Raw genomic sequence first — 17,605 nt, 5'->3', positions numbered from 1 at the left:
TCGATCGTCAGCATCCGTGCAACGCTCCCGTTGGCCCGTGCAACGGAAATGTGCAAAGTATTTCAAACTGTTCCGACCTGGGCCAGGTTACATCAACCTGAGACGCCCTGCATCGCGGGCAACCCGCTGGTGTTCCCGAACACCGTGATGAACACCGACGGGAACACCGTCTCCCTCAGCGGAAAGCCAGCGATTCCGCGGCTTTCACGCCATAGGGAACACGGGAACACCTGGAACACCGAGAAAGGGGGAAGTGATGCTGAGGGTGACTGTCGATCTGGAGCCGCATGGAGACAGGGATCTGGCTCGCACCATTGCAGAGGTGGAGATCGTCAATGTCACCGCCTCCCGTCTGCGATCCTCGCAGGACTACGCTTGGCGGGTCAGGGAAGTGAAGACGAGCGTGCTGGCGATGGGCTGGCTCGTCGACTGGCGGCGGGAGGATGGCCCGATGACGCTCGTCGCGGCGGTGCTGGATGAATGGCAGAGCGGCAGGCTCTTGCCCTTCGACAACCACGGGCACCCGCGTCCGCCTGAGGGGATGGAGTTGTCGACCGAGGAGTTGTGGCGGCGGCACGACGAGGAGCGGGAGGAGGATGCGTGACAGCAAAAGAGGCGGACTCCGAAGAATCCGCCTCTTTCTGTTTGAACCCCACTACCGTGGGGAAAACTGCCACTCATTACCTCCACTAACGTGGAGAAGATAGATGCTCCGCAGATGCGGAGAAACACCCCGAGGGAATCGACTGCCTGTTCGGCAGTTCAGAACGCTGTGCACAAGAAGGATAATGCACTTCTTCTATGTCTTTGTCAATTAGAAAAACAAAAATACAATGTAGTATGTTTGGGAGCACGCTTCGAAACACCTTCGGGAACACCAGGCCCGCACGGCGAAAGCCAGCATTCGTGCGGGTTTCAGCCGCCAGGGAACACGGGAACACCATGAACACCGAGTTCGTGACGATGTCAGAAACGGGTGGTAGCCTCTCCGCGATCAATGGCGGGGAAGCCCATGCAAGCTGACGACATCATTCTGGCGTTCACCGACGCGGGGCATGACCTGCCCGCCGACGCCATGCGGGCGGCCGTCGCCGATTGGGATGCCGTCGCTCCCGAGTTGCTGCGGACGCTGGAGGCGTATGCTGACGGCTCTCACCGTTCCGCGGAGGCGGAGAACGCCCTGTTCTTCATCATCCACCTGATGGGCCAGGTCGGCGAGACGCGGGCCTTCAAGCCGCTCTGCCGCCTGTGCATGGACGCAGAGGCCCCCGAGAACATCCTCGGCGATGGCGTCACCGAAAGCCTCAAGAGAATCCTGATCTCCACGTGGGATGGCGACGCGGAAGCCCTGAAGGCGGTCATCGAGAACCCCGACGGCGACGAGTACGTCCGCTTCGGGGCATTGGAAGCGATGGGCTACCTCACGGCCTTGGGCGAGATCGACCGCGAGGCGATGAAGGGCTACATAAACCATCTCCTCAACACCATGGAGCCACGGGACGGCAACTTCGCGTGGGTCGGCTTGGGTTGGGTGCCCGCCCAGCTCGGCTTCGCCAACATGGAGTGGGTCGTGGAGGACCTGGTGAAGCGGCGGCTTGTCGACGAGTCCGAGGTCAACCAGAACCTCTTCCGCATGTTCGTCGATCTCAGCCGCTCGACCTCCGATGGCTTGGCCGCCTTTCACTACGATGGCGTCCGCCCGATGGGGGATGCCGTGGAGCACCTTGCGGCTTGGCATGCCTTCTCCGAGGAAGCGAAGAGAGCGGCGGCCCGACCTGCCGTGGAACGGGCCAGCACCTTACCCAATGTCGGCACTCACACGAACCCCGACCGCCATGTCGGTCGCAATGACCCATGCCCTTGCGGGAGTGGGAAGAAGTTCAAGAAGTGCTGCCTGCACTGAAGGCGACCATGACCGACATCATCCAGCTCAAGATCACCCTCATGGACGTGGATCCGCCCGTATGGCGGCGGGTACAGGTGCCCGCCGACTACCCGCTCCGCCGCGTCCACGACGTGATACAGGCGACGATGGGCTGGTTCGACATGCACCTCCATGAGTTCCGTATTGGCGGCAAGATATACGGCGAACCCGACATCGAGGGCGACCTGGCCTTCGGCACGCAGGGCACCCGAATCCACAGCGACAGGAACGTCAAGCTCGGGACGATCGTCGCGAGGGGCGTGCCCACGTTCGATTACGTCTACGACTTCGGTGACGACTGGCGGCATGAGGTCGCGGTCGAGAAGGTCATGCCATCCGAGGACGGCGTCGACTATCCCGTCCTCTTAGACTGGTCGGGGGCCTGCCCTCCCGAGGACTGCGGCGGCTCCACTGGCTACGCCGACTTTCTGGCGGCCATCAACGATCCCGACCACGAGGAACACGACGAGGTCGCCGACTGGTGGGGCGAGGACTCTTTCGACACGGGGTTCCTTGACCTGGAGGCGGTGAGGGCGATGCTGGGACGCATTCGGGCGGCACGGCGGACGGTGCCGAGGCGGAAGGCGACGGAGCCCTGAAAATCGGTGTTCCTGGTGTTCCAGTGTTCCAAGGCCTCGGGAACGGCCGAAATCTGCCGTTTCTCGTGGGGGCCATGGTGTTCCTCACCGTGTTCAGGAACACCAGTGTGGAACACCACCCGCAAAGGGAACGCTGTAGGCTGGGGACATGGTGTTCCCTAAGAATCCGAGGGTTATCAACGCTTTCGGCGGCTCGCGAACACGTGAGCACCAGGAACACCTGCGGCTCACGCCTGCTGAGTCATTGCCGCCCATGCCGCCTCGAAGCCGCCCTCGATGCAGTCGTCCGTGAGACGCATCGCGGCGGGAAGAGTAAGATCGCCTTCCCACAGAGGTTTCGCGACCTGTTCAAGAAGCGGCACTGCCTGCATGGCGGCCACCACGGCGATGCTCCCCCGAATGTAGGGGTTCACCTGCTGCATCTTGAACATCTCGGGGATCTCGTCGTAAGCCTGCATCCCCTCGGGAGTCATGAAGCGGAACAGGTCGTGGAAGACCGCCGCGAAAGGGTTCGCTATGCGGGTTCCCTCGTCTTCCTGAGGCCATGCCTTCTCGACAAGGTGGTGAAGGTGCTGGTTGGCAAGCTCAGCACTCTCTTGTGGGGGCAGCGTGGTTCCAGAACCGTCAGGGAAACGGACCTGCAGGGTGCCGTCGTCGCCGTGGCTAAATCTCCACATGCGAGTTCCTTTCTATTGCCGGGCGTGGGCAGGGATGTCGATGCCGAATGCCTCTGCGAAGCGAAGGCTCCGCATCATGCCCCAATAATGACCATCATCGCCATGGGGAATCATGCCGGGAGCTGGCATGAAGGGCTGAGCCGCGATCTTGTCAATGTCGCCGTCCGTCAGGGAGCGGAACGCGTTGCCATGAAGCCGAACCACGGCTAAGCGGTATTTTAGGTCCTTGGAGGCTCATTCGGCACTGGTTCAGGCTGACCGGCTCCGCCAGGTGGAACCGCACGGCGAGACTCCTCGCTCTTTCGGGCTTCTTCAATCTCCTTGCGAATTGCTTCTCTCTCCTTGTCTCGGTCCTCCGACGTGAATAGGTTAACATTAAAACGACCGGAAGACATATTACCTTGCACCCTCTGGAGTATTTCACGTATTTTTTTGGTTTCCTGAAAAAGTTGATAGGTCGGGTCTCCGCCGCCTATTTCCGTCACGCCAATGTACTCGGAAAAGTCGATGATAGATTCCGATATATACGCTATTCCATCTGCGTCTTCGAACGAGAGAGATACACTAAAATGAACTTCGAACATTTTATCTTTATGTACTTTAGAAAGATCTAGGAAGCTGAATACGAAACTTGATCGACTTTTTCCAGAACCTAGGGAGGATAGGCCGCTTTTGAGCATGTTGATATTCTCTAGATGAGATATTACGTCCAACTCTGCTGGAGTGAATGACTCTTTCCCTTCTGGGCGGAATGTGAATTTTATACTTCTTGCAACCCCTCTTCCGTTGTTTTCGACATGAACGTTTATGAACTGGAACGCTACAGGAGAAGGGAGAAAATACAGTTCTACGCTTGGTCTGATAGAATCTTTCCTTATTTGTTCAACTTGTTGCATCTGGGAGATGCGAAGGTTCCATGTCTCCTTCGCGAGAATGAAAGTCAGGATGGCAATGGCGAGAGTTGCAGCCGCACTTACCCAGGACGACATCGAATCCGAAGATAAGGCATGGCTGACATCGGTGTTGCTGCCAAGTATGATGCCGCCAATAAACAGGAGCGGAGATAGCAAAATAGAGCCCAATGTTATGGCTATCCAGGTGTGTTTTTCTTTATTCATTTCTTTCCAACTTTTCCGCAAATAAAAATAGGTTGGCCTGACGCAGTCGCCCATATCGCTTTTTTGGCGTTTTGCCGAACACACCCCCCTATGAGTCAAAAAAGTCCTCGTCCTCTTTCTTGAGCGTCAGCGTCTCCGCGACGCGGCATCCGACCTCGTGCCGGATCATCAGCTTCGCTAATTGCTTGCCGTCGACCAGGACGATCCGCTTGCTGAGCATGTCGGCGGTGTCCTTGGCGGACGCGGTGAAAGTCGAGGTGGTGACGAATAGCCCCTTCGCCGCCTTAAAGCGGTCGAGGCTCCCGAAGAAGTCTCGGATGGCTCCAGAGCCGACGGTATTGCCGTCCGCGTACCGCTTCGCCTGCACATAGATGCGGTCCAGCCCCAGCGGGTCCTGGTCGATGACTCCGTCCACGCCGCCGTCGCCCGTCTTGCCGACCAGGGCCTTGTCGATGTCCGTCGCAGTGCCGCCGTAGCCCATGGCGATCAGCAGGTTGACGACCACCTTCTCGAAGAAGGCGGGTGTGCCCGACCGGACACGCTGGAGCAGGGTGTCGGCGAGGGCGTCCTCCACCTGGCGATGGGCCGTCCGCATCACCTCGTCTGGGGTCAGCAAATCATCCGCCGCGGGTTCGGCAGTGGCTGGCGTCTCCGTCTTCCCCTCGGTGCCGTTGCCGTCACGGAAGCCCTTGAAGGCGTCAAACCGCTCAAGGAACTTGATGGTGATGCGATCTGGCGGGTTCTGGAGAACCTGCCTTCCATCGTCCGTGATCCTGAAGTGGGCACGGCGGGTCAGCTCGACCAAGCCCGCCTTGCCGAGGTAGCTCTTCGCCCAGTGGACGCGGTTGGCGAACGTCGTCTGCTTGCCGGAGGGAAGCAGGTCAGCCCGCTCCTCCTCGGTCAGCTCGGACTCGTCAGCGAGCCGCTCGACTACGTCGCCGATGCGGACTTCGCCGTCGGCGGATGCCCGAAGTACCGGGAGCATGAGGGTCTGGAAGTCGGGAATGGTCATGACAAGACGCCTACTTGGCTGATCTGCCTGCACGCGGACCAGAGTGGCACGTTCCATTATAGTGGATTCTGTATAAAGGTAGCGGAATATCTCTAGTCTTCACTGCCTTTCGCTCAATAATTTCGTAACCTTGGGGGCATGTTCCGTTTAGGCGGATGTATTCTTGAAGCCATTGCAACCTTATTTCCTCTGCTTTGGCGCCGTTCTCTGGGTAAATTGCATCTGCCCCAGCTGTAAATGTGAATCCATTGTCTTCTGGGGAGAACTGCGACATTCTGACGCGGTCTGCCGAACTGCAAGCTGCTAAAAAAGTTGCGAATAGTGCACATATAGATAGTGCTTTAATATTTCTGGATGCATTAGCGGGATACTTTTTGTGCATTATTGCTGTCTCCGCAAGTTTCGAGCCTTCTCAGATTAAGGAAACTCTCATTCCTGTCCAACCACGCCTTACGGCTTTCCCAGTCGGGCAGGATTGAGCCTACCAGTCCCCAGAAGCCAGTGTCGTGATTCCGATGCCGCAGGTGACACAGCTCGTGGACCACGGCGTACTCCAGCACCGTCTTCGGGGCGAAGATCAGGTGCCAATTGAGGTTCACCACGCGGTCCTGCCCGCAACTGCCCCAGATGTGCTTCTGGTCCTTTACCTCGACCCGCTTCGGTACAAGGCCGTTCGGCTTGCCATGGCGGCGGACCATGTCGCTCACGTCCTCGCGGAGCCGCTTCCTCAGCCACAGGCGGAGGGCGGACTCGATCAGGTCGTCCCGCGATGCCTCGGACGCCGTTCGCGGGCACCCGACGATGAAGCCGTTGCGGTAGGTGACCTCGACCAGCGTGTCGTCCGTCGGCTCGACCTTCAGCCGCATCAGCCGGCCGCGATAGGGGATCTTTGCCCCACTGACGAACCGCCGCACGGTGTTCGCCTTCGCCGCCCTCTCTGTCATCTGCCGCGTCTGCTCGACCAGCCAGCCGCGGCGGCGGTGGAGCATGGCGGCGATCTCGTCGTCGGTGGCGGAGGACGGCACGACCACCTCCACCCGCTCGGGCGTCACCGTCAAGCGGGCACGGGTGGCCGACTCCGACCGCTTCAGGTCATAGGGGATGTGGGTGTCGCCGACCGTCAGCACGGGCATCGTCACGCCTTCGCGAAGTTCTTGAGGGCGAACTCCTCGACCTGCTCGGAGACTTCCCGCAGATTGCCCAGCCCGAAGGCGTGGGCGAGCCTGCGGACTTCCTGCCGCAGGGTCTTCCGCAAGCCTTCCTTCTCCTGCCACAGGGGCGGGGCGGTCTCGTCGCTGGAATACAGGTCGGCGATCACTGTCGCCAAGTCGTCCGCCTGGTCGCCGCCGTCGAAGGACTTGAGCACCTGAAGGATGCCGTAGGCCCCCTGCGACAGACCCGTTCCCTCGTGGGCGGTCTCCTCGGCTTGCAGGTCCTTCGCCAGTTTCTCCGCATCCTTCAGAAGTTCGGCGAAGCTCTCCTGCCCGCGATCCAGCCGTTCCAGAAGCTCCCGCAGGCGGTCGGAGAACTTGCCGTACTGATGAGGGTTCTGCCCCATGCGTTCGGTCACCGTCTTCCGCAGTTCGGTCGTCTTGCGGATGGCGGCTTCCTTGATGTCGGACTCGCTCTTGCCCGCGGTCTCGAAGTCCTGCCAGAAGTCGGGGTCGGTGATGTGGCGGAGCTTCACCGTCACGCTTAAGCCCGTGGCGTCGAGGTGCCGTTCCAGCATGTCCCTGATCTTGCGGCTGTACTCCCGCTGGTCGAAGGCTTCCTTCTTCTCGAAGACCTGCGTGCCGTACCGCAGGAACGTCGCCACCCACTTCAGGTCGTCCGAGAACTCCAGCACGGCGGGATCGGGACTGACCGCCTCGTAGGCGGCGATGTAGCCCTTCGCCTTGCCCTTGAAGATGAACCACTGGTCCTCGCCCTTCAGCAGGGCGATCAGGGCGTCGAACTCCGCCTTCAGGTCGTCCTTGGACAGCGTGCCCGACCGCGTCAGCCCCTTCATCATCCGCAGGACGTCGGCATGGGCGGAGCGAAGCTGGTTGCGGAGGTCGTCGAGGTTCCGCAGGGCGTTCTTCACGTCCTCGGCACGGTACGACGACAAGGCGTCGTCCAGATTGTCTGAGACGCCGATGTAGTCGACGATCAGACCGCTGTGCTTGCGGGCGTCGTGGACGCGGTTGGTGCGGGCGATCGCCTGCAACAGGGTGTGCTCCTTCAGCGGCTTGTCGAGGTACATGACCGCCTCGATCGGGGCGTCGAAGCCCGTCAGGAGCTTGTCGCAGACGATCAGAAACTCGGGCTTCTCGGCCGCCGTGCCGAAGCGATCCTTCGCCTTGGTCTCGGCATCCGCATCCAGGTAGTGCCGCCGCAGGTCCTTGCGGATGTCCTCCGTCCGCTCGTCCTCGCTAGGCTTGGCGTCCTCCTGGGAGGCGGAGTAGACGCAGGCGGACAGGGCGGCGGCTTCCGCCTTCGCGTCGTCCTCGGACATTCCGTCCTGCATCAGGTCTTCGGCGATGACCTTGTCCAACGCCCGCTTGTAGAGAATCACCGCCTCGCGGTCGATGGCGACGATCTGAGCCTTGAAACCGTCGGGACGGGCATACGCCTTGAAGTGGGTCCAGATGTCGAAGGCGATCAGCTCGATCCGCCTGGGGTGCTTGACCAGGTCGGCGACCGACACGCCCTTCTTCTTCAACTCGGCCAGCTTGTCGTCGGGCAGGTCGGCGAACCAGGTGTCGAACAGGATGTCGATCTTGGCTTCGTCGATGTGCCAGTCGGTCTTCCGTCCCGTGTAGTGGATGGGCACCGTCGCCCCGTCGGCGACCGCATCGTCGATGCCGTACTTGTCGAGATAGCCTTCGCCCGCCACGCCGAAGTTTTCATAGGTGTCGCGGTCGGTCTTCTTCACGGGGGTGCCCGTGAAGCCGAAGAAGCGGGCATCGGGCAGGGTCGCCCGCAGGTACGCCCCGAGGTCCTTTTCCTGCGTCCGATGGCACTCGTCCACCATGACGATCCAGTTCGCCGAGTTGGCGATGGGGGTCTTTGAACCCTGGAACTTGAAGATCGTGGACAGCACCGTCAGCCCGTCCGACCCGCCGCGGATCAGAGCGTGCAGGTCGCCGATACTCTCAACGGCGACGGGATTGGGCAGGCCGCAGGCGACGAAGGTGCCGCTGATCTGGTTGTGCAGGTCCACGCGGTCGGTCAGCACCATGATGTTGGGGTTCGCCAGTTCGGGCGAGGACACCGTGCGGTGGGTCTTCAGCTTCAGGGCGGCGTAGACCATGGTCAGGGACTTGCCCGACCCCTGCGTGTGCCACACCAGACCCCGCCGGTGCTTTCCTTCCGCCACGCGGTCCACGATCTTGTTGACCGCACGGAACTGCTGGTAGCGGCACATCTTCTTGACGACCCTGCCGCTGCCCGCCCGCTCGAAGACGATGAAATGGCCGATCAGGTCCAACAGGCGGGACGGCTCCAGCAGGCTCCACAGCCCCATGGAGAGGGCGTCGGCGAAGTCTTCCGCCTTGCGGGGGTGCGGGTCCCGCCAAGTCGCGTAGAACTTGGACGGGCTTGCCGTTGCCCCGTACAGGCAGTTGGTGCCGTCGGTGATGACGTTGAAGACGTTGGACAGGAACAGGCGGGGGATGTCCCGCTCGTACTGCTTGATCTGCTCGAACGCCTCGCTGCTCTTGTCCTTGGCATTGACAGGACTCTTGCACTCGATGACGACGACGGGGATGCCGTTGACGTGGACCACCACGTCGGGGATGCGGGTGTGCTCCGCCTTGACGCGGAACTGGTTGGTGACGGTGAAGACGTTGTTCGCGGGGTTCAGGAAGTCGATGACGCGGATGGTGCGGTGCCGAGCCTCGCCCTGCACCGTGCGGCTGAAGTCGCCCCGCAGGATGGACAGCCAGCGTTCGTTGTCGGACACGGACACGAGGTCGGCAAAGGCGGCGTTGGCGTCAGCATCCGACAGCCTGTTGATCCGCTTGATGGCGTCCACAAGGTGGGGACGGAACAGCACCTGGTTGTCGCCGTCGCGGAGGGCGGCGTGCTCGGACGGCGGCACGACCGCGTAGCCCATGCCCTCAAGGCAGGCGAGCGTCGGCTTCTCCGCCAGGTGCCATTCCATCCCCATGATCGTGATCCCCCTGTTTCCGCGTGCCCCCTATTCGGCGGCGGCTAACTCCGCCATTGGCACCCGTTTGCGACCTGTCAGGAGGTCGGACATGAGGGCGGATTTTATCTGTTCCAGGCGACGGAGACTTGCCTTCGCAACATCTTCAGCCTCCTGCAAGGCCGCCGTGCGGGCGTTGATTGCGGACTGCTCCTTCAGCGGCGGAACGATGGCAGGAAATTCCTTCAACTGCGTGGAGTTGATCGAGGCAAGGTTCGTCGTCTGCTTCGCACAAGACAGAAAGTATCGCCTGCCATGGTCCGATGCAGTCTGAGCCGCCAAGAAATCCGATAGGAGCACCTCCTGATTGGGGCGAACCGCGAAGACGTGATTCTGGTGCAGGCACGGTTCGACCTGAGCACGCCAGACCGCACCACGTCCCAATTTGTCGAAGTCTCCCCCCTCTGTGAGGAGCACGTCACCCGCACGAAGGCTGTAGCGAGCCACCCGTGACCGATCAACCGCAGTGGATTTCACCTCGGTAAGATCGATGTAGCCGTCCTGTACGTTTGCGACCCGGAGGTACGGTAGCTCGACAGGGTCATCAGGTTTGTTGCTTCCTTTCGCCAAGCCTGTCTGAACGGACGCAATGGCTTGAAGCGGCACAACCTCCCACGCCTCGGGAATCTCCCCGATTTCCGTCTGCTTGAAGCGGGTGTGACCGATGCCCTTGGTCAGCAGGCGTTTCAGGACGCCCTGCTTGACCGTGCGGGTCTGCTCGATGACCGCCTGCGTCGCGGCGATGGCTTCGTCCACGCTGGACAGGATTTCGGCGATGCGGCGTTGCTCGGGGAGTGGGGGGAGCAGGAAGCGGAACTGCCCTAACTCCTTGAAGTAGATGCGGATGCGGACGCCGCCCTTTCCCGCGTTCTCCATGTACGTCGCCCAGTCCTTGGACTGCCGGACGTAGTCGAGAAAATCGCCGCTGAGCTGCCGCTCGTCGCACTGGAAGACGACATAGTCGGGGCTGACGATCGCGTCCGCATCACCCGCCCATCGGGCGATGGAACCGATGTTCAGCCTCATCGGGTTATAGGCAAAGGCTCCGGCGGGAAGAACCTTGCACCGGGACACGTCGCTTCCCCGGACGCGGTCCCGCATCGGAACCATGCCCTCGTTCTTGAAAACGCCCAGCAGAGTGTCGGACGACAAGCTGCCGTCAGTGTTTCGCTGACGGCACTCGCGAGCGACCTCCACGAGTTCTACGCTCTGCCACCCATTTGGCACCCTCGTCGACGTCATGGCTTGCGGTCCCGTTTCGCGGCCTTGGCAGATGCCTCGATCGCCTTCAGTTCCTCCATGTCGTCCGCGTCGGCGGCGAGGGCCTCTTCTCGCTTCCGCCGTCCGTCGAAGGAGTCATAGCGGTCGTGGACGATGCTCTTCATGCGGTCGTGGCTGATCCTCCCCGCATGGTCGAGGAGGGGACGTTCGTTGAAGGTGATGAAGCGGTCGACCGTGGTCCGCCAGTCCTCCAGCGACAGTTGCTTGCGTTGCGACACGCGGTCCTCGGCATGGTCGAGAAACATGGTCACGAAGCGGTTCAGCTCTGTCACCTCGTCGGCGGTCAGGTAGTTCTTGGCGACGATCACGTCTGCCTTGCGGACCCTATCACCCGTCCAGCTTTGCAGGTTCATGTTGGGCTTGTCGGCGTCGGCCCGTGCCACGATGAGTTCCGCCGCCGTGTGGCGGGTGACGGCGTAGATCATCTTGTTCTGCACCGTGGCGAAGAACCTGTTCGCGGCCGCCGTGTCGTCGGCGTAGTCCTGCGACAGGGCGAACAGGTCGCGGACCTTCTGGTAGAATCGCTTCTCGGACGCCCGAATGTCGCGGATGCGTTCCAGAAGCTCGTCGAAGTAGTCCCAGCCGCCAGGGTCCTTCAGGCGGTCGTCGTTCATGACGAAGCCCTTGTGCAGGTACTCCGTCAGCGTCGCCGTCGCCCACTGCCTGAACTGCACGCCACGCGGCGAGCGGACGCGGTAGCCGATCGCCAGGATCATGTCGAGGCGGTAGAGCTTGATGGTGCGGGAAATCCGCCTGCCGCCTTCGGTTTGAACTGTCAAATTTTCTTTGACAGTTGCCGCCTCGGTCAGCTCCCCCTCCGAGAGGATGTTGCGGATATGGTGGCTGATGGACTGCTTGGAGGTCTGGTACAGGTCGGCGATCTCGGCTTGGCTCATCCAGACTGAGCCGTCGCTTTCGGTAAGCTGGAACTGAGCCCGCCCGTCCTCGGAGCGGTAGAGGATGATCTCTCCCTCCGCCATGGGTCAGGCTCCCTCGGGGAGGTAGCCGAGTTCCCGCAGAAAACCCATCATCTTGGCTTCCGCCGTGTCCCGCTGTTCCCGCAGTTCAAGGAGCTTCTCGACCTCCTCGGCAACGTCGAGGTCTTCCTCGTCCTCGGTGACGTGGACGTAGCGGCTGATGTTGAGGTTGTGGTCGTTGGCGGCGATCTCGTCCATCGGCACGACGCGGGCGAGGCGGTCGATGTCGGCATAGCCATGGAACGCCGCCGCCAGGGTGGCGACGTTCTCGTCCGACAGGCGGTTCTGGGCCTTGCCCTCGACGAACTGTTCCACGCCGTTGACGAACAGCACCTTGCCCTTGCGGTCGGCGGGCTTGGATTTGCGGACGATCAAGATGCAGGCGGGGATGCCCGCCCCATAGAACAGGTTGGGGGCGAGTCCGATGACCGCCTCGATGATGTCGTCCTTCAGCATGCCTTCACGGATGCGTCCTTCCGCCCCGCCCCGGAACAGGATGCCGTGGGGCAGGACGACGCCCAGCATACCGTCTTCCTTCAGGCTGGCGACCATGTGCTGGACGAAGGCGAGGTCGCCGTAGGACTTGGGCGGGCAGCCGTAGAGGTCGCGGGCATAGGAGTCGCCGTTGCTCCAGACCTCGTGCCCCCACTGCTTCAGCGAGAACGGCGGGTTCGCCAGCACGCGGTCGAAGGTGCGGATCGCCTTGCTGTCGCCGATCAGGTGCTTCGGGTCGATTAGGGTATCGCCTCGGGCGACGGAGGCGTCGTCGATGTCGTGCAGGAACAGGTTCATCTGGGCGATCGCCCAGGTGTTGAGGTTCCGCTCCTGCCCGAACAGGGACAGGCTTCGCGGGTTCCTACCCTGCCGCTCGATGTGGTGGAAGGCTTCCAGCAGCATGCCGCCCGACCCGCAGGTGGGGTCGTAGATGGACATGCCTTCCTCGGGCTGAAGGCATTCGACGATCAGCCGCACGACCATCTTGGGTGTATAGAACTCGCCGCCCTTCTTGCCCGCATCATCGGCGAACTGGGCGATCAGGTACTCATACGCCTGCCCGAGCACGTCAGGTTCCACGTCAACCTTGCGGAGGCGGTGGGTTTCGAAGTGCTGAAGGAGCTTCTCAAGGACGGCGTCAGGGAACCGCTCCTTGTTGTTGAAGTCCACGTCCTGGAAGACGCCCCGCAGGCGGTGGTTGGCGTCTTCAATGGCGTGGAAGGCGGCGTTGAGGTGTTCGCCGATGTTGGTGGTGTGCTTCCGCACGTCCTTCCAGAAGTGCCCGTCGGGGATGTGGAAGCGGTGCTCGTCGGGGTCGGCGGCAAGGGCGGCGTCCCCGTACTGCTTCATGCGGTCCTCGTACTCCTCCTCCCACACATCGCAGAGCCGCTTGTAGAAGAGGAGGCCGAAAATGTAGTGCTTGTAATCGCTGGCATCGACCGAGCCGCGAAGGATGTCGGCGGCTTTCCACAGGTGCGATTCAAGCTGGTCGAGGGTCAGGACGGGCATGGAAACCACGGCAAAGGTGATCGGGTACGGAAGTCTACCAGAAGAGGTAGAGCGGGCAACCGCCACCGTCCCCGATATGCGGTGTTCCATGTGTTCTAGTGTTCCAGATGGCTGGAGCCCGCGAAAAGCCGTGGGTCTGGCGTAATGGGAGGCGTTCCGGTGCAGTTTTCCAGAACACCGTGCCTGCGACAGGGTGTGCCCACAGGTGTTCCCAGGAAAACCCGCTGTCCTACCGCTTTGCGGAGGTAGGAATATGGGAACACCAGGAACGCCTGCGGCTCGGGCCTGCGGGATCATGGCTGCCCCAGGCCGCCTCGAAGCCGCCCTCAGTACAGTCGTCTGTGAGACACATCCCGTGGGAGGGGTAAGGTCGCCGTCCCCACAGTGGTTTTGCGACCTGCCCAAGAAGCGGCACCGCCTGTTCGGTGGTCGAAACTGCGACGCTTCCCCCAATGTACCTTAACCGCAGTGCAAAATTATGCAGGTATCGGTTCGTTCGAATACGGCGCAATCATCAATGTGCCTTCGTTAATCTGGTTGAATATCTCGTGCCACTTGGTAAGTATGCCTTCATCACTCGTCATTAAAAACCAAACAGGCTTATCAACGTCCGCCACAAATATCTTCAGGCCACTCTTTTTGTCTGCCTCATCCTGCATTCTCCTGTTTATTTTCCCAACATCCATTTTATCGAATAGGTTGTTGGAGGTGGTGACCATTTTTCCCGCCTCTACTACCTCATAGCTCCACGAGCGTACTGCCGCCCAAGGAATCTCAGCCGCTAAGCCGTTCTCCATAACGAATAGGCGGCCATCTCTATACGCTAACGCAGATGCCGACATATACTTGTCGCCTGCGTCGGTGATGAAAATATCTACGTATTTCGGGTTCTGACCCACAAACTCTATGAATTTTTTATTCGCCTCAGACTCAATGTCGCTAATCCAGCGTTTTCCGATCTTTTTCTGGTTAAGAAAGTATATTGGTAAGGTTATTATTAGCCCCCAAATCGTAAGAACTGAAAGTAAAGTTATCCAAGATACCGCGTGATCGAGTTTAGTTATTTTTGGTTTTTTGTGTTCCATAATTGTGGTCGACTTTATCATTCCACATCCTTTCATTTTCCTGTGCTAGTTAGTTCTACATTGCTAGCGATGGCAGTAATGCATCTGGAAAGAGGGCGGCATCTCGGTCTTTACGGGCGTATGCCCAGCATCAGGGTAGGGGGAATTCTGTGTCAAAAGAGGTACGAAGGCAACATCGGGTGTCAATTTAAGGTTCCCGTTTCACAACTCAGTGTTACCTGTCTCTGTCCCCGAAGTCCCCACGCAACGAGCCGCCAGCCGCCCTTCATGCGGCTGGGCTGGCGGCGACCTTGCCTGTGGACCCTCGGGGGCGGGGTGCGCGCAGCGCACCCCCTTCGCAAGTGGTGATGCCTATCCTCGGAGAGGGGCGGCGGAAGGTCCGTCGCCCCCGCCAGCGTCAGCGGGCCGCTTCGTCGTAGCCCTCCTGGTACGCGGCCATCTCCGCCGCAATCATTTCATCGGTCTTGGGCATGTTCCACTTTCCGACGCGACCGTCCTGCCGCCCCTCTTCGCGGAGGGCCTCGGCGAGGCCTTCAACCATCTGGCGGGTCGGGCGGACCTTGAGGCGGCCGAGGAAGTCAGCGAAAGCAACGCCGACCGCATGACCGTCCTTGTAGCAGGCGGCGATGTACGGGTTCCCCTTGGGCTTCATCGGCTGGCCCGCGAAGCCGTCCTCGACTCCCTCGCGGAACGCCCAGTGTTGGGCGGTGCCGTCTGCGGGGCGGGCACCGACGGTGCGGACGATGTCGTCGGCGGTGACGCGGTGCTTCTTGTACTCGATCATTTCCAGGCTCCAGTGTGGCTGTTGTCGATAGGGGCGGGAACGCCCGCCAGGGTCAAGGCGGCGGCGGCTCGGGTCCGCGAGATGCTGTGGTACTTCCTGACGCAGGTGGTGTGGACGACGGCCCCGTCAGGGAGCGGCACGGTCCAATCCCCGAGAGGCTGGCCGCAGGCACCGCAGGTGCCCTTGGGCGGCATCCCGTGGCGGTGGTGCCAAGCGAGAAGGGTTTCCTCGTAGGCCAGCCGCTCGGCATCGTGGCGGGGCAGGCCGCCGTCATGCTCGCGGATGGCGGCCCGCTCCTCGTAGTCGTGAAGCCAGTCCGCCAAATCGGGTGTTCCAGGTGTTCCCGTGTTCCCGATGCCGTCAAGGACTTGATTTTCCGCGGTTTTGACGGGAACACCGTGATCGGCGGTGGGGTGTTCCAGAACACGGGGGACATGGCCCCCGTGTTCCGCCACCACGCCGCGTCGGAAAGCGGCGAAGCGGTCACGCATCGGCATCGTCCTCCGAGGGCGGCACGATGTGGTAGAGACGCTGCTTTTTGTAGCCAGGAACCGTGACCGGCTTCGGGGTCCTGTCGTTGCCAGGCTTCAGAATACCGGCATCGATCAGGGCCTTGTTGGCGAGGTCCTTGGAAAAGCCCTCATGCAACTGGGCCCAGCCGTCGGCGGTCGCATAGTACTCCCAGCGGCCGTTCTGCATGCGACGCCACCCATAGCGGATGTGGGCCTTGTCGACGATCATCTCGTCGGTGCTCAGCGGAGCCTGGGTCCATTCATCGAAGCGGGAGGAGCCGTAGCGTTCGATCTGCGACAGGACGCTTTCGATGCACCGCATGGCTTCCGAGGAGCCGACGCCGCCGCGGCGATCAACCCAGTTCGACGCACAGTAGGCCGCGGCGGCCGTCGCCTCACCCTTGGACCACGGCAGGACGCCGATGCTTGTCGCCAGCTCGCCCGCGGCGGCGATCAGGGCCATGCGGCGGTAGACACGCGACACCTGACCGACGGCTCCCGCGGGGCAATAGGTGGCCATGAAGCTGTCCATGTGCGTCTTGACCGTCGCAACCGCCGAGTCCACGTCGGCCATGAGCTTGGTGAGGTACTCGTCGCCAGCCACGCCCGCGACCTTGTCCGACAGGGCGACCAGATGGTCAGCGAACGCCGCGGGCGACGGGAAGCCGTGGATGTCCTCGAAGATGCCCATGCCAGCACCCGCGTCCGCAGCGATCTCGATCATGCGAATTTCCTGACCAGCCTTGATGGTCTGGCCCGCCTCGGCCATCATCTCGGCCAGCGTCTTCTCGCCCGTCGACAGGAAGACGAGACGCCAGGTCTTCGGCGTGCGGGCTTCGCCGCGGGCGTCCGCACGGAGCTTGCCGGTGCCGTTGGCGAGCATGTAGACCACGCGGCCCGCGACGCGGCCGTCCGACTCGCCGATTTCGTCGAGGACCAGCAGAAGGTCGCTGTGGTTGGCGGCGACCCCTTCGAGGCCGTTGTCGGTGCCACGCCACGTCTGGAGCGAATAGCCGTAGGGGGTCTTCGCGATCTTGACCAGGGTGGTCTTGCCGATGCTGCTTTCGCCCTGGAAGTGCAGGCCGCCGCCCTCGATGCCGAGGAGGTGGAGGAGCGGGCCGACGAAGGCAGTGGAGAGAGCCAGAACTAGGCGGGAATTGCCGACGCAGAGGGAGGCCAACTCGTCGGCCAGTTCCTTGGTGCCCTTGTACTCGGTCATCTGACCAGGGCGGAGGTTGCGGCGGTCAAGGCGAAGTTCATCGCCGTCGGTGGGGCCGTAGACCTTGCTCGGGGTGACGAAGCGACCGTCGTGATGGCCCGCCGTAGGCACCATGCGGATACGCACGGGCGTTTCCCACATCTCAAGGCAGCTCAGGATGGCGTTCTTCACGCCCTTGCCGCCCATGCTCCGCAGGCCGCGGCTCTTCAGGCGGGCGTAGGCGGTCGTGCCGTCACCCGCCAACTCGGAATAGGGGATCAACTCCTCGTGGACCAAGCCGTCGGGGTCGCGGAGCTGGACGAGGATTTCCCAGCCCTGGCTGTTGCAGTCGCGGGCGAGACCCGCCACACGGATCCAGCTACACAGCTCCACACGCTTCACGTCGCCGTTCGGGTGCACAGCGACATTGAACTTGACGAGCCAGCGACATTGTTGGTGACGACAGGGTCCGACCGGAGGGCGGGCGTAGCCCGGCCGTAGGTCGGACCCTGTCCGGCGCGGGTTTTGCCCTCGCCAGTGGCCGCGACGGCTGCCAAGGACATCCGGTCTTCAACCGCCAAGAAGATGACCGTGATGCCCGGCAGACCGATCACCGACCACCAAGCGAGGTTGTACATGACCCTGAGAAAATCGCATCGCCGGATTACGGCATCGGCCATGGCCGGCTTCAGCCCCAGCACGGGCGCGCGGCTGGAGACGGACCCGCGCCTGCCGTCGCAGAAGAA

16 protein-coding genes are annotated in these 17,605 nt (G+C 61.6%); 3 read left to right on the top strand and 13 right to left on the bottom strand.

Annotated features, from left to right (window positions below):
* Nucleotides 1–265 precede the first annotated feature (265 nt).
* From CRP50_RS23625 to CRP50_RS23615, 3 genes are all read left to right on the top strand, one after another.
* Nucleotides 266–604: a hypothetical protein gene (locus tag CRP50_RS23625; RefSeq protein ID WP_141415245.1), complete on the top strand. Its 339-nt coding sequence runs from the start codon at nt 266–268 to the stop codon at nt 602–604.
* A 408-nt stretch (nt 605–1,012) separates the two neighbouring features.
* Nucleotides 1,013–1,903, top strand: a complete 891-nt coding sequence (locus tag CRP50_RS23620; RefSeq protein WP_176525325.1) for a DUF1186 domain-containing protein — start codon at nt 1,013–1,015, stop codon at nt 1,901–1,903.
* Between the two features lie 8 nt (nt 1,904–1,911).
* Nucleotides 1,912–2,523 (top strand): plasmid pRiA4b ORF-3 family protein, encoded by a 612-nt coding sequence (locus CRP50_RS23615; RefSeq protein WP_176525324.1) that lies wholly within the window; start codon nt 1,912–1,914, stop codon nt 2,521–2,523.
* A 227-nt stretch (nt 2,524–2,750) separates the two neighbouring features.
* Here the strand turns inward: CRP50_RS23615 and CRP50_RS23610 are convergent, their stop codons facing one another.
* The 13 genes from CRP50_RS23610 to CRP50_RS26590 form a co-directional block, all read right to left on the bottom strand.
* The gene (locus tag CRP50_RS23610) at nt 2,751–3,200 is read right to left on the bottom strand and encodes a hypothetical protein (protein WP_097281664.1); all 450 of its coding nucleotides are present in this window, start codon (nt 3,198–3,200) and stop codon (nt 2,751–2,753) included.
* A gap of 218 nt (nt 3,201–3,418) precedes the next feature.
* On the bottom strand, nt 3,419–4,372 hold the full coding sequence (locus CRP50_RS25335) for a hypothetical protein (RefSeq protein WP_141415244.1): 954 nt from the start codon (nt 4,370–4,372) through the stop codon (nt 3,419–3,421).
* Between the two features lie 34 nt (nt 4,373–4,406).
* Nucleotides 4,407–5,330 carry a restriction endonuclease gene (locus CRP50_RS23600; protein ID WP_097281662.1) on the bottom strand — a complete coding sequence of 308 codons (924 nt, stop codon included), beginning with the start codon at nt 5,328–5,330 and terminating at the stop codon, nt 4,407–4,409.
* A gap of 359 nt (nt 5,331–5,689) precedes the next feature.
* Nucleotides 5,690–6,463 carry a M48 family metallopeptidase gene (locus CRP50_RS23595; RefSeq protein WP_097281661.1) on the bottom strand — a complete coding sequence of 258 codons (774 nt, stop codon included), beginning with the start codon at nt 6,461–6,463 and terminating at the stop codon, nt 5,690–5,692.
* A 2-nt stretch (nt 6,464–6,465) separates the two neighbouring features.
* Nucleotides 6,466–9,480 (bottom strand): type I restriction endonuclease subunit R, encoded by a 3,015-nt coding sequence (locus CRP50_RS23590; protein ID WP_097281660.1) that lies wholly within the window; start codon nt 9,478–9,480, stop codon nt 6,466–6,468.
* Nucleotides 9,481–9,510: 30 nt separating this feature from the next.
* A complete protein-coding gene (locus CRP50_RS23585; protein ID WP_217992117.1) occupies nt 9,511–10,671 on the bottom strand; it encodes a restriction endonuclease subunit S in 1,161 nt (386 codons plus the stop codon).
* 86 nt (nt 10,672–10,757) lie between these two features.
* Nucleotides 10,758–11,780: a RhuM family protein gene (gene rhuM / locus CRP50_RS23580; protein ID WP_097281658.1), complete on the bottom strand. Its 1,023-nt coding sequence runs from the start codon at nt 11,778–11,780 to the stop codon at nt 10,758–10,760.
* Between the two features lie 3 nt (nt 11,781–11,783).
* Complete coding sequence (locus CRP50_RS23575; RefSeq protein WP_097281684.1) at nt 11,784–13,280, bottom strand: type I restriction-modification system subunit M; 1,497 nt, start codon at nt 13,278–13,280, stop codon at nt 11,784–11,786.
* Nucleotides 13,281–13,756: 476 nt separating this feature from the next.
* Nucleotides 13,757–14,386: a hypothetical protein gene (locus CRP50_RS25330; RefSeq protein ID WP_141415243.1), complete on the bottom strand. Its 630-nt coding sequence runs from the start codon at nt 14,384–14,386 to the stop codon at nt 13,757–13,759.
* Nucleotides 14,387–14,762: 376 nt separating this feature from the next.
* Nucleotides 14,763–15,149 carry a hypothetical protein gene (locus CRP50_RS23570; RefSeq protein ID WP_097281657.1) on the bottom strand — a complete coding sequence of 129 codons (387 nt, stop codon included), beginning with the start codon at nt 15,147–15,149 and terminating at the stop codon, nt 14,763–14,765.
* Nucleotides 15,146–15,640: a hypothetical protein gene (locus CRP50_RS23565; protein ID WP_141415242.1), complete on the bottom strand. Its 495-nt coding sequence runs from the start codon at nt 15,638–15,640 to the stop codon at nt 15,146–15,148. The genes CRP50_RS23570 and CRP50_RS23565 overlap by 4 nt, the downstream gene beginning before the upstream one ends.
* Nucleotides 15,633–17,261 (bottom strand): DUF927 domain-containing protein, encoded by a 1,629-nt coding sequence (locus CRP50_RS23560; RefSeq protein ID WP_176525323.1) that lies wholly within the window; start codon nt 17,259–17,261, stop codon nt 15,633–15,635. Before CRP50_RS23560 ends, CRP50_RS23565 begins: the two co-directional genes overlap by 8 nt.
* A partial coding sequence (locus CRP50_RS26590) for a hypothetical protein (RefSeq protein ID WP_217992116.1) occupies nt 17,258–17,605 on the bottom strand: 348 nt, incomplete at its 5' end. The genes CRP50_RS26590 and CRP50_RS23560, both read right to left, overlap by 4 nt.

This window comes from Caenispirillum bisanense (assembly GCF_900230255.1).
Taxonomy (GTDB): domain Bacteria; phylum Pseudomonadota; class Alphaproteobacteria; order Rhodospirillales; family Rhodospirillaceae; genus Caenispirillum; species Caenispirillum bisanense_A.
Note: the sequence above shows the minus strand (reverse complement) of the source record. Positions and strands in the feature narration are given on the sequence as shown.